The 15,025-nt window shown below is 37.0% G+C and carries 11 protein-coding genes; 6 read left to right on the top strand and 5 right to left on the bottom strand.

Annotated features, from left to right (window positions below):
* Window positions 1-12: 12 nt before the first annotated feature.
* The gene (locus ACB104_RS09380; RefSeq protein ID WP_370478181.1) at window positions 13-1,812 is read right to left on the bottom strand and encodes a DEAD/DEAH box helicase; all 1,800 of its coding nucleotides are present in this window, start codon (window positions 1,810-1,812) and stop codon (window positions 13-15) included.
* Window positions 1,813-1,971: 159 nt separating this feature from the next.
* Entirely contained in the window at window positions 1,972-2,868 is an 897-nt protein-coding gene (locus ACB104_RS09375; RefSeq protein WP_370478179.1) for a LysR family transcriptional regulator, read from the bottom strand.
* A 190-nt stretch (window positions 2,869-3,058) separates the two neighbouring features.
* Between ACB104_RS09375 and ACB104_RS09370 the strand changes: the two genes are divergently transcribed.
* The 6 genes from ACB104_RS09370 to ACB104_RS09345 all read left to right on the top strand — a co-directional run bounded on the left by ACB104_RS09370 (window position 3,059) and on the right by ACB104_RS09345 (window position 11,216).
* Window positions 3,059-3,763: a methyltransferase domain-containing protein gene (locus ACB104_RS09370; RefSeq protein ID WP_370478178.1), complete on the top strand. Its 705-nt coding sequence runs from the start codon at window positions 3,059-3,061 to the stop codon at window positions 3,761-3,763.
* A 546-nt stretch (window positions 3,764-4,309) separates the two neighbouring features.
* Window positions 4,310-5,800: a histidine ammonia-lyase gene (hutH, locus tag ACB104_RS09365; RefSeq protein WP_370478176.1), complete on the top strand. Its 1,491-nt coding sequence runs from the start codon at window positions 4,310-4,312 to the stop codon at window positions 5,798-5,800.
* A gap of 8 nt (window positions 5,801-5,808) precedes the next feature.
* On the top strand, window positions 5,809-7,806 hold the full coding sequence (gene hutU, locus ACB104_RS09360; protein WP_370478174.1) for a urocanate hydratase: 1,998 nt from the start codon (window positions 5,809-5,811) through the stop codon (window positions 7,804-7,806).
* A complete protein-coding gene (hutI, locus tag ACB104_RS09355; protein WP_370478172.1) occupies window positions 7,806-9,044 on the top strand; it encodes an imidazolonepropionase in 1,239 nt (412 codons plus the stop codon). The genes hutU and hutI overlap by 1 nt, the downstream gene beginning before the upstream one ends.
* Window positions 9,045-9,239: 195 nt before the next feature.
* Window positions 9,240-10,649 carry a M20/M25/M40 family metallo-hydrolase gene (locus tag ACB104_RS09350; RefSeq protein ID WP_370478171.1) on the top strand — a complete coding sequence of 470 codons (1,410 nt, stop codon included), beginning with the start codon at window positions 9,240-9,242 and terminating at the stop codon, window positions 10,647-10,649.
* A gap of 12 nt (window positions 10,650-10,661) precedes the next feature.
* Window positions 10,662-11,216: a hypothetical protein gene (locus ACB104_RS09345; protein ID WP_370478169.1), complete on the top strand. Its 555-nt coding sequence runs from the start codon at window positions 10,662-10,664 to the stop codon at window positions 11,214-11,216.
* On the opposite strand, the gene ACB104_RS09340 is transcribed toward ACB104_RS09345, so the two are convergent.
* The 3 genes from ACB104_RS09340 to ACB104_RS09330 all read right to left on the bottom strand — a co-directional run bounded on the left by ACB104_RS09340 (window position 11,217) and on the right by ACB104_RS09330 (window position 14,860).
* Entirely contained in the window at window positions 11,217-12,395 is a 1,179-nt protein-coding gene (locus ACB104_RS09340; RefSeq protein ID WP_370478167.1) for an acetyltransferase domain-containing protein, read from the bottom strand. It lies immediately after the preceding gene.
* 12 nt (window positions 12,396-12,407) lie between these two features.
* Window positions 12,408-13,703 (bottom strand): DUF418 domain-containing protein, encoded by a 1,296-nt coding sequence (locus ACB104_RS09335; RefSeq protein ID WP_370478165.1) that lies wholly within the window; start codon window positions 13,701-13,703, stop codon window positions 12,408-12,410.
* 275 nt (window positions 13,704-13,978) lie between these two features.
* Window positions 13,979-14,860 (bottom strand): ester cyclase, encoded by an 882-nt coding sequence (locus ACB104_RS09330; RefSeq protein WP_370478164.1) that lies wholly within the window; start codon window positions 14,858-14,860, stop codon window positions 13,979-13,981.
* Window positions 14,861-15,025: the final 165 nt, after the last annotated feature.

Below are 15,025 nucleotides of genomic sequence, written 5' to 3'. Positions count from 1 at the left end.
AAAAAAGTTTAACTATCTTCTAGAACGTCTTGGTCTCGACGCGGCAAAATCACCAGAATTGGAACGTCTTGGCTTCGATTTTCCCTCAGAACGTCTTTTTTCATTTCTGTTTCCAGAGCCTGCTTTAAAATCCTCTCGTTTTGGTCCTTTTCGTCCATCGCGTCTTTTTCCTCCTTTTTTGCCATCACGTCTTTTACCACCGCCACGGTTTTCGGAAACTTCAACGTTTACAAAACGACCTTCATGTTTAAAGTCGGTAAAGTGCGCCAACACTTTCTCTTTTAGTTCATTTTCGGTGTTGAAAAATGAAAAACTTTCTTTAGTCTCAACTTTAAAAATATCGTCTCTGCCCAAATCCAGTAGCTCCCTCAAGAAATCCTTAAGTTTCATCCAATCAAAACCATCTTTACCGCCAACGTTTATAAAGTAACGGGTTGAGTCGCCTCCATCTTTAAAAACACGTCCACCATCTCTTTCGCTTGTGTTTTCGGAAACATTTAAATTTTTTGCCTTTTGGTAATAATTGTAAAAACGGCTAAACTCTACCGAAAAGAACTTTTTTATTAATTCATCCTTAGTAGTGTCTGCAAACAGCGTGTTGATGCTCGTTAGGTACTTATCGATTTCGTGGTTGATTTCAGTGTTGTGGATTTTATTGGCGAGCGACATTAATTGCACTTCACAAATTTCCATACCATCAGGAATTTCCTTTTTCTCGAACTGCTTTTTAATGATACGCTCAATACTCTTAATTTTTCGCACTTCACTTTTTGAAACAATAACCATAGAAACCCCAGTTTTTCCAGCACGACCTGTCCTTCCTGAACGGTGGGTGTAGGTTTCAATTTCATCTGGCAATTGGTAGTTTATTACGTGGGTAATATCATCCACATCAATACCTCTGGCAGCAACATCGGTTGCGACCAACATCTGGATTTGGTTTTTTCTAAAAGCGTTCATCACCAAATCGCGCTGGTTTTGACTTAAATCGCCATGAAGCGCTCCTGCGTTGTAACCATCTTCAATAAGTTGTTCGGCTACTTTTTGCGTATCTCGTTTTGTGCGACAGAACACCACAGAAAAAATATCTGGATTGGCATCGGCCAATCGTTTTAAGGCATCATAGCGGTCTCTGGCATTTACTAAATAGTACTCGTGTGATACTTGACTGGTACTTTCGTTTTTGTTTCCAACGGTAATTTCCTTTGGATTGAACATGAAGTTTTTGGCAATGGCAGCAACTTCTTTTGGCATGGTGGCCGAAAACAACCACGTACTTTTATCTGTGGGCGTGTGCGATAAAATATCGTCAATATCTTCTTTGAAGCCCATGTTTAACATTTCGTCGGCTTCGTCTAAAACGGAGTATTCAATTTTAGTAATGTCAACCAAATTTCGGCTAATCATATCTTTCATTCTACCAGGAGTAGCCACAATGATTTGTGCACCACGTTTTACTTCCCTCGCTTGCTCGGTAATGCTTGCGCCACCATATACCGCAACAACGTTTAAGCCGTTACAGTACTTACCATAAAGCTTCATTTCGTTGGTTATTTGCAAACAAAGTTCGCGTGTTGGTGATAAGATTAAACCTTGTGTGGTTCTGCTATCAAGATCAATTTTTTGAAGCATCGGGAAGCCAAAGGCTGCGGTTTTACCGGTTCCGGTTTGTGCCAAAGCAACTAAATCGCCTTCAGATTCCAATAAAATAGGAATAGCTTTTTGTTGAACTTCACTGGGTTTTGTAAATCCTAAATCGGCAATGGCTTGCAATAGGTTGTCACTAAGACCTAAATCTTGGAATGTGCTCATTCTTTTGTATAAGTATTCGATTATGTTATGTAGTGTTACATAAGAAGTGAATCGACATACTTAAACCTAAACTTCCAGTAACACATCCTCACCCTGAGGAATTTAACTCAATTTTTTGAGTTTGAAGCGGCAAAGATAGTCTTTTATTTGTCAATTAAACTAATTTATGTTTTTGTTATGAATTAGAGCCAAAATTTTGTTCAAAATGGGGTTTCTATTCTCTTTGTTCCAAATTACGGACAGGACAGTTCTATGTGGAATTTTATTGAGCTCAATGAATTTTATTTTTGAGTTGTTTTCGTCTATTAATGACTTTGGAACAATGGAAACGCCAAAATTATTTTCGACCAATTTGTAAATAGAGCCCGCATGAATAGTGTTATGGGATATGATGGGTGAAAATCCACTGTCATCAAAAATGGCCATCACTTTTTCATAATAGGATGCGCTGTATTCGGGGTCGAACAGAATGAAGTGTTCGTCCTTAAGTTGCGAAAGCTGTTTAAAATTTGAAGTATTTAATTGATGTTCTAATGGCACTACCAAACAAAAAGGTTCCTTTAAAATGGGTTTTATATGCAAGCCTCTAGGAACACGTTCTAGCCTAACAAAACCAATATCTATATCTTGGCAAAGTAAACCTTCAATTTGTTTATTGTTGTCCATTTCCTTGAGACTAAAAAGAATATTGGGATGGTCTTTAGTGAAATTTATCAATAACTCCGGTATAATATTTTGCATAGCAGAACCCACATAGCCAAAGTTTAATTGCCCGTCCTTGCCGTCTTCTAATAATTTCGCATGATGTAATATGGCTTCTAAGCTATTAAGGTTTTTTGTTAGTTCGTCTTTCAAATAAAGGCCTGCTGCGGTGAACTTAACATGACGATTATGTCTGTCAAACAGTTTAACACCAAGATTTTCTTCCATCTCCTTAATTTGTCGACTTAATCCAGGTTGAGAAATGAATAACTTTTCAGCAGCTTTTCTAAAATGTAATGTTTCTGCAACTGCCAAAAAGTACTTGAGGTGTCTATATTCAATTTGATAACTCATGGTTATTATTTTTTTGTTAAAAAAGCATTATTATGCATCAAATTTATCAATAATTTAAGTTTAATCAATAAAACTATTTCGAAGTCTATTATTTTAATAAAAATTTAGAGTTATCTTTAAAATTTTTAATTTTTTAGGTTTAATTATTTAAAAAATGAATTTCAAAACGCGATCCTACAAAAGTGAATTAATGGACAATCTTAATCTCGCTTCCGAAGACCTCAAAAAAAATCTTGATGAGCTAGAGTTTATAAATACTACTTTGGGGGGGTATAAAGTTTTGACTTCGGCTTTGGACATATTGTATAAAGAAAATAAAATTGGAAATAGTATGAATATAGAAGAAAATGAAATTGCAAAAACTGTAACGCTTGCCGATATTGGAAGTGGTGGTGGAGATACGCTTCGTCAGATTGCCAAGTGGTTTGATAAAAAAAATATCAAAACAAAACTTACAGGAATTGATGCCAATGATTTTATGATAAGTTATGCTCAAAATAAATCAAAAGAATTTCCTCAAATTAGTTATGAAAAGTTAAATGTTTTTAATATTGATTCAAGGAATGAAAACAGATATGATTGGGCTGCAATGTCGCTTTTTTGTCATCATTTTACAGATGAAGAACTGATTTCAATTTTCAAAAATATTTATAAAATCACCTCAAATGGTTTTATAATCAATGATTTGCACCGTAATCCAATCGCTTATTACAGTATATATTTTCTAACTCGTATTTTTAATGGTTCGTATTTAGTGAAAAACGATGCTCCTCTTTCAGTTTTGAGAGGCTTTAGAAAACAGGAGCTGACAAATTTATTAGGAAAAGCAGGTATAAAGAATTATAGAATAAAATGGCACTGGGCGTTTCGTTTTCAAGTGATTGTGGAAAAGTAAATGAAATGGAAGATGAGAAAAATACAATGCAGATAACGATTTTAAATAGTTTGGTCCCCTATTTTTTCTAATATAAACTTTAATGCGTTGTGTATTTATTCATTTTACTTTGTTATATACTCAAAAAAGTAAAATCATTTCCAATATCGTTTTCTAACCTACGCTTTCCAGTGCTTTATTCGTAGCCAAAAGTGTATTAATATCCTTGTTATCTCGTATTATACCGTTTCTAAAATTGGTTATAATAACTTTTGGAGCAACTGTTTATGCTCTAATTTTACATTATCCTAAATTTATTAAAAGCATAATAGCATTATGCACTATGTGTCTTTATTTGTCTGCTCTCTAAGGTTCGAGATAATTATAAGTATTTTGTCGATTTTCGAAAATGTAATGTTTCTGCAACTGCCAAAAGGTATTTGTGGTGTCTATGTTCAATTTGATAACTTATAGTTATTATTTTATAGATAAAATAGTCTTATTAGGCATCAAATTTATCAATAATTTTGTAGAAATCAAATTCAATCAAAATATAGATAATGAAATATGTTCGCATACGGAATAGACAAATTAACGGTAGATAAAGTCTTGGCTATTGCCAAGGGTGATTTAAAAACAACGCTAACCGAGCAAGCCATTAAAAGCATTAATGATTGCAGGCTAAAGGTGGAAACCATGGCAAATGCCGTCAAGCCTGTATATGGCATTAATACAGGTTTTGGTCCATTATGTGATGTTAAAATATCTCCAGAGGAAACCAGTCTGCTTCAGAAAAACTTACTAATAACCCATGCTGTAGGTGTGGGAAAACCTATAGACAAACAACTGTCTAAACTTATGATGATTTGTAAGGTGCACGCACTTTGCAAAGGGTTTTCGGGTATCAGGTTGGAAGTGATAGAGCGCATCATATATTTTATTGAAAACGATTTGTTACCCGTAGTTCCTGAGCAAGGTTCAGTGGGTGCCTCAGGCGATTTGGCCCCATTGGCTCATTTGTTTTTGCCATTAATTGGCGAAGGTGAATTTTGGGTCGGAAATGACCTCCTTCCTGCAAAAGAAGTGCTAAAAAACCATCAATTAAAACCAGTTGAACTAAAAGCCAAGGAAGGATTGGCCTTAATCAACGGCACACAATTTATTTTGGCGCATGCCATTGTTGGCCTAAAAAAGATGGAATACCTATTGGACTTGGCCGATGTTTGTGGTTCTTTCAGTATTGAAGGTTACCAAGGAAGTTCGGCACCATTTCGTGATGAATTGCATAAACTGCGTCCGTTTAGGGGTACGGTTGAAGTCGCTGAACGCATGACGATGTTGCTTTACAGCTCCCAAAATGTCGATTCGCACGAAAATTGCGAGCGTGTGCAAGACCCTTATTCCATGCGCTGTATTCCCCAAGTACACGGCGCTTCAAGAAATGCCTATTATCATTTACTGAAATTGGCCAAAATTGAAATGAATTCCGTAACCGATAACCCCATTGTGTTGAGTGAAACCGAAGCGATTTCAGGGGGAAATTTTCATGGACAACCGTTGGCGATGGCTTTGGATTATTGCTCGATTGCTGCAGCCGAATTAGGCAACATTTCAGATAGAAGATGTTATTTGCTCATTGAAGGTAAGTTTGGATTACCACGATTATTAACTACTGGTGGCGGATTGAATTCAGGTTTTATGATTCCGCAATACACCACAGCGGCTTTGGTGACCGAGAATAAATCATTGTGTTTTCCACCATCGGCAGATAGCATTCCAACCTCTTTGGGGCAAGAAGACCATGTGTCCATGGGCAGTATTTCAGGGCGTAAATTCAATCAGGTTTTGGAAAATTTGGAAAAAATACTTGCTATAGAATTGATGTATGGCGCACAAGCTTTGGAGTTTAGAAGACCCAATACATTTTCAGATATCATTGAAGAAAACCATAAAATCATCAGAAAGAAAGTTCCAAAACTTGAAGATGATAGAATTTTAAAAGACGATATCCATAACATGATTGAGCTTGTAAAGAATAAAGCCTTCAATTTAAGATAAAACTAAAGATGACGTTTAAAGAGCAGATATTACAAGGCATTCCCAAAGAATTGCCACCAAAATATAATAATCCAGCAGATGCTAACCGAGCTCCAAAACGCAAGGATATTTTAACGAAAGATGAAAAGCGTTTGGCTCTTCGCAATGCTTTAAGATACTTTCCAAAACAATGGCATGAAGAATTGGCGTCAGAATTCGCCCAAGAATTGAAAGATTTTGGACGCATTTATATGTATCGGTTTAAACCAACTTATAAAATGTATGCACGAGGTATCGAGGAATATCCAGCAAAATCATCACAAGCATCAGCCATCATGCTTATGATTCAAAATAATTTAAACCCTGCTGTGGCACAACACCCTGAGGAGTTAATTACTTATGGCGGCAATGGTTCGGTGTTTCAAAATTGGGCGCAGTATCTTTTAACCATGCAGTATTTGGCTAACATGACCGACGAGCAAACATTGCACATGTATTCGGGGCATCCCATGGGTTTATTTCCGTCATCTAAAAATGCTCCGAGAGTAGTTTTGACCAATGGTATGATGATTCCCAATTATTCCAAGCCAGACGATTGGGAAAAATTCAATGCGCTTGGTGTTACGCAATACGGACAAATGACCGCAGGGTCATTCATGTACATTGGCCCGCAAGGTATTGTGCATGGCACCACCATAACAGTTATGAATGCTTTTAGGAAGAAATTGCAGAAAGGTGAAACACCTGCAGGAAAAATATTTTTAACCGCAGGATTAGGTGGTATGAGTGGGGCACAGCCAAAAGCTGGGAATATTGCCGGCTGCATTACTGTTGCGGCCGAAGTCAATGAAAAGGCAGCCAGAAAACGGTATGAGCAGGGTTGGGTGGATGTTTTGGTTGATAATTTGAATGAATTGGTTAATCGAGTAAAAAAGGCCCAAGAACAAAAAGAAATCGTTTCAATAGCTTTTATCGGCAATGTAGTTGAGGTTTGGGAACGTTTTTCTGACGAAGACATTTTTATTCATGTGGGGTCAGACCAAACGTCGTTGCACATTCCTTGGACTGGCGGGTATTATCCTGTTGGGTTATCTTTTGAAGCATCCAACCGATTGATTCGTGAAAACCCCGAAGTTTTTAAAGAAAAAGTACAAGCCTCTTTAAGAAGACATGCTGAAGCAATTAATAAGCACGCCGAACAAGGAACTTATTTCTTTGATTACGGAAATGCCTTTTTATTGGAAGCCTCACGTGCTGGAGCCAATGTAATGGCAGAAAATAATATCGATTTTAAACACCCCTCTTATGTGCAGGATATTTTGGGCCCCATGTGTTTTGATTATGGATTTGGTCCATTCCGCTGGGTATGTACTTCCGGAAAATCGGAGGATTTAGATAAAACCGACGACATAGTCATGAAAGTACTTCAAAGAATTATGAAGAATACACCAGAGGAAATCCAACTTCAAATGCAGGACAACATCACTTGGATTAAGGATGCCAAAAAGAATAATATGGTGGTTGGATCTCAAGCGCGCATTCTTTATGCCGATGCGGAAGGTAGGGCTAAAATAGCGGAAGCTTTTAATAATGCAGTGGCCTCTGGAGATATTGGCCCTGTGGTTTTGGGTCGAGACCACCACGATGTAAGTGGGACCGATTCCCCTTACCGAGAGACTTCCAATATTTATGATGGTAGTAAATTTACGGCCGATATGGCCATTCAAAATGTTATTGGAGACAGCTTTCGTGGTGCTACTTGGGTTTCCATCCACAATGGTGGTGGCGTAGGTTGGGGCGAAGTGATTAATGGAGGTTTCGGTATGCTACTGGATGGCACCAAAGAAGCTGAAGAGCGATTAAAAAGTATGCTATTTTTTGATGTAAACAATGGGATTGCCCGCAGAAGTTGGGCAAGAAATGAAGAGGCATTATTTGCTATTAAAAGAGAAATGGAACGCACCCCCAATTTAAAGGTAACTTTGCCTAACTTAGTAGAAGACAATTTATTGGAAAATTTATTTTAATGCGAACCTTATTCAAAAACATAAAAGAACTCATTCAAGTTAGGGATAAATCGGTTGTATTTGTTTCTGGTAAGGTTATGGGCAAATTGCCCACAATAAAAAATGCGTATTTAATGGTGGAAAATGGCATCATCAGTGATTTTGGAGCCATGAAAAACTGTCCAAAGGTGCAGGCAGATGAAACCATTGATGCTAAAGGGAAAATGATATTGCCAACTTGGTGCGATTCACATACACACTTGGTCTATGCTGGAAACCGTGAAAGTGAATTTGTAGACAAAATAAAAGGCTTGTCATACCAAGAAATTGCCAAAAGGGGTGGAGGCATTTTAAATTCGGCTAAGAAGCTTCAGCAAACTTCAGAAGAAGATTTATACCAACATACTAAGGTGCGTTTAAATGAAATTATCGCATTGGGCACGGGTGCCGTTGAAATTAAATCGGGTTACGGTTTAACAGTAGAATCCGAACTTAAAATGCTTCGCGTTATCAAACGTTTAAAAGAAGAATTCAATCTGCCCATAAAAGCCACTTTTTTAGGGGCACATGCCGTTCCAACCGAGTTTAAAAACAATAAAGAAGGCTATTTGCGACTCATTATTAATGAAATGATTCCGTTGGTGGCAGAAGCCAAACTTGCCGATTATATTGATGTATTTTGTGAAGAAGGTTATTTCTCGGTTGATGAAACAGGACGTATTTTAGAGGTTGGCAAACGGTTCGGGTTAATACCAAAAATCCATGTAAACCAATTTACATCCATTGGTGGTGTGCATGCAGGTGTAAAGCACCACGCACTTTCGGTGGACCATCTTGAGGAAATGGGACAAGAAGATATTGAAGCCTTAAAGGGCACCCAAACCATTCCCGTGGCGTTACCGGGCTGTTCCTTCTTTTTGGGCATTCCGTACACACCGGCACGAAAAATGATTGATGTAGGTTTACCCTTGGCTTTGGCAACTGATTATAACCCAGGCTCATCACCTTCGGGCAATATGAATTTTGTGGTGTCAACCGCGTGTATTAAAATGAAAATGACTCCAGAAGAAGGTATCAACGCAGCCACTATAAATGGTGCCTATGCCATGGGTTTAGAAAAGGAAGTGGGTTCTATAACGGTTGGCAAACGGGCAAATTTAATTTTAACCAAGCCCATAAATTCTTATCATGTTATTCCCTATACTTTTGGAAATCATCAAATAGAGCATGTTTACATAAATGGTAAAGCATTTGTTTAAAGATATTTTTGGGCATTTTAACACGCTTTCCACTGTATCTTTTTTTCGTGCCTCAAAAAAGGATTGAGTTTATCCTGAGCGCAGTCGAAGGACTTCAGTCGTTAATGCAACCACCAAATGCTATTAACATAAATTTATAGTTCAGGCTATTTCGCAGCTATACAGAAATATTATCTTTATACTTAAAACAAGTACATGAAGATTTTAAAAATAGCCTTACTCACTTTTTCCCTAATTTCCGTTGGTAATGCCCAAACGGACCAAGAAGTTCTTAAAACCATCTACACCCAATCTTTAACCAATGGTAAAAGTTACGATTGGTTAAATTATCTTTCAAATCAAATAGGTAGTAGGTTGTCGGGTTCCTTAGGAGCAGAAAAAGCCGTAGCTTACACCAAAGAGGAACTTGAAAAATTAGGACTCGATAAGGTTTCGTTACAGCCTGTAATGGTGCCCAGATGGGTCAGGGGAGCCAAAGAGTTTGCTTTTATTGAAAGTGCACCAGGAAAAACAACTAATGTAAATATATGTGCATTAGGTGGCTCGGTAGCTACACCAGCATTGGGTATTAAAGCCAATGTGGTTGAGGTACAGAATTTTGAGGAGCTTGAAGCCCTCGGGAAAGAGAACATAGAAGGTAAAATAGTTTTCTATAACCGCCCGATGCAACCAGATTTAATCCAAACATTTGAGGCTTATGGGGGGTGTTTTAACCAGCGCTACCAAGGGGCTATGGAGGCCACAAAGTTTGGTGCAATTGGTGTAATAGTGCGTTCTCTGAATTTGCGTTTGGACGATTTACCACATACAGGAAGCATGACCTATGAGGACCTACCGGTTGAAAAACGTATTCCTTCTGCTGCAATTAGCACCAATGATGCAGAGTTGTTAAGTGCCATGTTGAAATTGAATAAGGGCACCAAGTTATATTTTAAGCAAAGTTGTAAACAGCTAAAGGATGTTCAATCGTACAATGTTATTGGTGAGATAAGAGGAAGCGAATTTCCAGAAGAATATATGGTAGTTGGTGGACATTTAGATTCTTGGGATTTGGGTGATGGCTCGCACGATGACGGTGCGGGCGTTGTTCAATCTATGGATGTGTTGCGCTTGTTGAAGAATTCAGGAGTTAAACCAAAACGGAGTATAAGGGTGGTGTTATTCATGAACGAGGAAAACGGATTGCGTGGTGGGAATAAATATGCTGAAGAAGCAAAACGAAAAGGGGAAAACCATGTTTTTGCGCTTGAAAGTGATTCAGGAGGGTTTACGCCAAGAGGGTTCAGTTTTGATTGTACAGATGCTAGTTTTGAACAAGTACTCAGTTGGCAACCCTTATTTAAGCCTTATTTAATTCACCATTTTGAAAAAAGTGGTAGTGGTGCCGATGTAGGTCCGCTAAAAACAGAATCTAACGTTCTTGCAGGATTAAGGCCCGATAGCCAACGTTATTTTGACCATCACCACGCCAGCAACGATACTTTTGATGCCATTAATAAAAGAGAGCTTGAATTAGGGGCTGCAACCATGGCCGCTTTAGTTTACTTATTTGATAAGTATGGAACTAACCCTGTACCATTAAAAAAAAATATAAAAAACCGATAAATTTAGTGCAGCATGAAAATTTCAATTTTAATAGCAACTTTAATATCATCAATATTTGCCATGGCACAGGACGAACATAAATTACCTTATCATGAAATACCAGAACATTCCGAAAATTACTCGGCAGGTACTGTAGTGTCCAGAATGATTGATGGCTTAGGGTTTAGATACTTTTGGGCCACCCATGGTTTAGGGAAAGAGGACTTAGGTTATAGGCCGAGTGAATCTGGCCGTTCCTGTGAAGAAACTATTGATCATATTTTTGGGCTTTCAAACTTTATACTCACAAGTATATCATCAGAAAAAAGAGAAGATAAAATTAAAGAACTATCATTTGATGACAAGCGAAGGCAAACCTTGATAAATTTAAAAGAGGCTTCAGGTATTTTAAGAACAACCGAAGACATTTCACAATTTGATAATGAAAAATTTCCTTTTTGGAATTTAATAAACGGGCCAATTAGCGACGCAATTTGGCATTGTGGTCAGGTGGTTATACTAAGGCGCGCATCAGGGAACCCCTTTAATTCAAACGTAAGCCTCTTTGCAGGTAAATTAAGGGAGTAGTTATAAATAACTTAACCACCATTTATCCTTGTTGTTTGCCTTGTAGAGCATATATTTTTTACTTGGGAAGTATAGGAAGGCTATAACACCAATCCAAACCAAATAAACTATAAATAGGGAGTATCCGTAATTAATTAGCAATGCGTTGTCAAATACTTCTGCCGTAATGATCATGTGTTGCCAATTTCCGCCAAATATCAACATACCAAACAAAGCCAAAGAGTGAATAACTAGCACATGTAGGAAATAGTAAAATAAGGGTACACGACCAAAAACCAAAAAGAAGTCGGTTATTTTATTTTTTACAGATTCGATACCGTATAAAAACAGCAGCGCTGGCCCCAGTGTAATTAAAGTATAAGCTAGCGATGGTGGATATTTGGTTACCTTAAAAAACGCCATAATTGTTTTTGTGGTTGTATCTTGCACCTCCCATGGCATTAAATCTCCATAAATATTAATACCTCTTATTACAAAGAAAAGTACTGTGACTGAGCTTCCTATAATGAGCAACCATTTTTTTCTTAATGCGGGCTCATAGTTTTTGCTATACAATGCCCCCAAACAATAACCCAAAATCATGATACCAATCCATGGCAATACTGGGTAAAAAACACCTATGCGGTGTGTGTCCGAAATATAAATGAAGTTACTTTGATGCAAAATATACCAAATACTAGACTTCAAGCTATTTCCATTCATGACGATTTGGTCAAGCGTGTTATGGCCAGCAATTATGATAAGACCTATAAGAACTAAAGCTCTCCTTGATAAAAATATTAAAAATGAAAGTGCAATCATACTTAATCCAATGGCCCAAATAACTTGAAGAATTAATCGACTGAAGGTGAGGTCAAATTTCCAAATCAGGTTATTGACAGTGATTTCCAGAATAATAAGCCAAATACCCCTTGTAAATAGGAATTTAAAAAGCTCGGGCTTAGTTTTCTTGCTACCATACAAAAACGCTGAAGTACCCGCCAAAAAAACAAAAACAGGAGCACAGTAATGCGTAATGAACCGCGTAAAAAACAAAATAGGGGTTGTTGTTTCTAAATCTGTGGGGTCATTAAAAAAGGAGCCGTAATAAAAATAGTCCCTAACATGGTCAAGGGCCATTATAACCATAACAACTCCTCTTAAAATGTCTATGGATTCAATTCGGGTAGATTTTAACATAAGTTGAATGTTTTATTTTCTGAATACGTATTTTTTTTGATAGCTAAGATTTCTCCAAATCCATTCCAATGGGCCAAAATAAAAATATTTTAACCAGATTGGGCTAATGATAAGTTGGAAAATCCAAATCGAAAATACGATATACATAAGTTCATGACGGTGCAATTTACCAAATAATCCAAATCCAGCCCCTGTAAAAATGAATAGTGCAAATACCGAATGCATGACATAATTGGTTAATGCCATTTTACCAACTGCTGAGAGACTTGTTTTCAACCAGTTTAAGATTGGCATTTTGCAAAAAAGCATAATCATAGCGATATGTCCCAATGACACCGGTATTCTCCCAAGTTCATAGGTTAGATAGGATTTTGAGATTCCAAGAAAAGAAAAGCCGCTGTCTATTATTAATTTGGTTTCGTAATAATTTACCGTTAACCCTATGCTGTAACCTATAATAGCCATGATTCCATAAAACCTAAATGATTTTTCAGCCGAAAGGATATTCATTTTAAAAAAAGCTATACCTAATAGCATCATACCAAGAACATCATACCAATCATGCCTATAAGGAAAGTGCTCATTTTCATGCGTAATGATAGGAGCTAAAAACCCCATTACCGAAAAATAGTTTTTACGCATATTTTCATTGTAATCAGCTATAGACTCGGAAGATTTCTCTTCTTGTATGGTTTCCCACTTTTCAAGAGCTTCATCCAGTTCTTTGCTCAGCGGTTTGTCTAAAGCCTTATATTCTTCTGCTATGGTTGCCTGTTCAACTAATCTTAAATCATTTTGGTGCTCAAAATAGCCCCATAAAAACCCTCCAATCAACAATAATAATGTAATGAATATTAACTTTTTTGGATTCATTAACCTAAATGAAAATATAACAAAGCCCATTAAGGCATAATTATATAAGATTTCACCTTCCCAAAGTAAGATATAACCATGAATCAATCCGAAAATTAATAGCCATAATAATCTTCTAAAGTAGATATTGGTAGCTTCTATGCCTGCACCCTTTTTTTCAAGTCGGTCTAAGAATATAAACATACCAACGCCAAAAAGCAACGAAAATAAGGCGCGCATGGTACCTTCAAAAAACATATTGGCCGTTATCCAAGTAATAAGATCCCACCCTGTTACGCCTCCAGAAACCGAAGGATTGTCGTAAGCACGGGCAAGCCCCATACCATTAATATTCATTATTAAAATACCAAAAACTACTATCCCTCTCATTATATCGAGGGATTGGATGCGGTCTGAGAGTTTAGTGGGAGCAAGGGTGGCATTCTTTAGGTCCATACTTTAAAATTATAATTGAAAATAAATAAACTGCATTACATAATATGAGCGATGGGAATTAAAAGCATTGCTGAAGAGTCCAAAACAAAAAGGTTTTCTATTTGGTTTTTCAGATTTGTTCCTTTCTAAGTCATAAAATGCTTTTTGCAATTTAAAATTGGGTAAAAATCTTGTGAATGCCAGTAAAGCCCAAAGGCAGAGATGCCAATAACAGTTAAAGTTATGGCATTGATTAGAGTGAGTTTTAATTTCATTTTGGTTGGTTGGTATTAAAATTATTTGGCCATTGTGTCGGCAATACCTTTGGTGTCCGCAAATTGTTGAAAATTGATTATTTTTCCATCTTTAAGAGTCCATAAATGAGCCATTTGTAAGTTCATGGTTGCAGCATTCTTTTTGTATTTGGCATTGTATCTTCCAGTGACTAAAATTTTATCATTTGTCATTTCATGGAAGGACATATCTGTTAGGTTCCAATATTCCCAGTCTTCCATGATTCTGGAAAATACACCTTCTAAAACGGCTTCAAAACCTTTGTAAGGATTCCCATTTGCAAAAGGGAAATTTTCCGCTTCATTCCATATCATGTTTTCATCCATGGCAGCTCCTACCGCTGGAATATCACCTGAAGCAAAGTCATTATATAGCTTTCTGATGGTAATGACGTTATTTGGATTTAGTAAAGGGTCAATACCGAGTTGTGACATAAAAGCTAAATTGTCCATAAAATCCTGTTCTTGCGCGATTTTGCCATCTTTGATTTTTGCAATGGTTACGCCTTCAACGTCAACCGAATTTCCTGTGGCTGGAATCCCAAAGAAGTCGCCAGTGTGCTTCCCTTTAAATGTCCAATGTTTTACAATTTTGTCATTTTGCCCTAGTACATCAACGACGGTAAAATTTACTTCCGAAAATCCCGTAATGAAGTTTTGATAATAGGCTTTAAAGCCATCAATACCCACGATGTTTTCTGGACTGGCCACCAATGTAATGTCTTCCGTAAAATTGTTGCTGTTTATTAGGTCGATTTTGGCATTGTTAATGATTTCATCCCATGTGCTGGTGTACATTTTAATGTCTTTTTCAATTTTTCCGTTGCCGCAGGACATTAAACTTAAAGAGATAATGACGAGTAAAAGTTGTACTGAATTTTTCATTTTGGTTGGTTTAAAGGTTAATAATTAAGAAGACAATATTGATGTTTCCAATCCGAAAGTTGGAGAGGTGTAAACGGACGTAAATTTTAATAATGTTTGAGCTTTTAAAGAAAAGCTTGGATTTTTGGTAATTAAAATTGAAAATGCAAAATGTCTTTTCATTAG

Origin of the sequence: Tamlana flava, from assembly GCF_041287255.1 — a bacterium.
Classification (GTDB): Bacteria; Bacteroidota; Bacteroidia; order Flavobacteriales; family Flavobacteriaceae; genus Tamlana; species Tamlana flava.
Note: the sequence above shows the minus strand (reverse complement) of the source record. Positions and strands in the feature narration are given on the sequence as shown.